Consider the following 896-nt stretch of genomic DNA (forward strand, 5'->3'; position numbering starts at 1 on the left):
GGGCAGGGGAGGGATGTTGAAGGAGCGACCCCGAGGGTGAAGGAGGATTGACGGGGGGCGTTCAGCGGTTAATGTAAGTGGTGTGCGGAGCAGTCGCGGCCGCATGAAGTACGGCGAATCTGGGGGCGACCTGGCTTCGACGGGGGCATTGAAGTTCGAGACGCGTGCCGAGCTTGTTGGGACCTCGTTAAACTGCCGACAACATCACAAAAGCCAACGACAACGTTGAGCTCGCGCTGGCTGCCTAATTAGCAGTCTTTAGTGCGCGGTCCCCCTGCTCTCGGTCCGTGGGGTGGGGATGGGCCGTCATAATGCGGACTGGTCGCTGAGGGTGCCTGGGCCCGAGGTGACGAGATCTTTCCAGGACCGGCATCGGGAATCCCGTCCGTGGGAGTCCAGGTGACGTAGCAAATCGCGGACTACGCACGTAGGGTCAAAGAGCAGACGGCTTTCGGACGAGGGTTCGATTCCCTCCGCCTCCACAGTGAAGAAGCCTGGCAAGCCGGTACGGGTTGCCAGGCTTTTTCTTTGTCCGGTGCGGGTCCTCGTCGTCGAGGATGACGTCCCGGTCGATGAGAGGCACCAGCGCGTGCTGGTACCACGCGCGCCCGAACTCCAGGCGCGGTGCCACCGAGTACTCAGCCAGGTGGTACTTCGCCGCCTCCGCCGTTGCGCGGTTGCTGGAGGTGAGGCCGCCCATCAGGTCCACGCGCAGCTGCGTGAGTTTCCGGTACTCGCGCCCGGGGAAGCGCGGGTGCTGTCGCGGCGACTGTACCGCACCGGATTGTTGAGACACTAGATTGGTTGTAATCAGGCCGCTTGCTTCTGCATCAGCTCTCGCCGGGCCTGACTCGGCGAGAGGAAATGGTGGCGCTCCAACAGCCAGTGCTCGTTGT

At 63.1% G+C, this 896-nt stretch carries 1 other RNA gene; it reads left to right on the forward strand.

From position 1 onward, the window contains the following. Positions 1-121: 121 nt before the first annotated feature. Positions 122-485, forward strand: a transfer-messenger RNA (tmRNA) gene (ssrA, locus tag D7V93_RS43515). The last annotated feature ends 411 nt before the right edge of the window (positions 486-896 follow it).

Source organism: Corallococcus llansteffanensis (assembly GCF_003612055.1).
In the GTDB taxonomy this organism is placed as follows: Bacteria; Myxococcota; Myxococcia; order Myxococcales; family Myxococcaceae; genus Corallococcus; species Corallococcus llansteffanensis.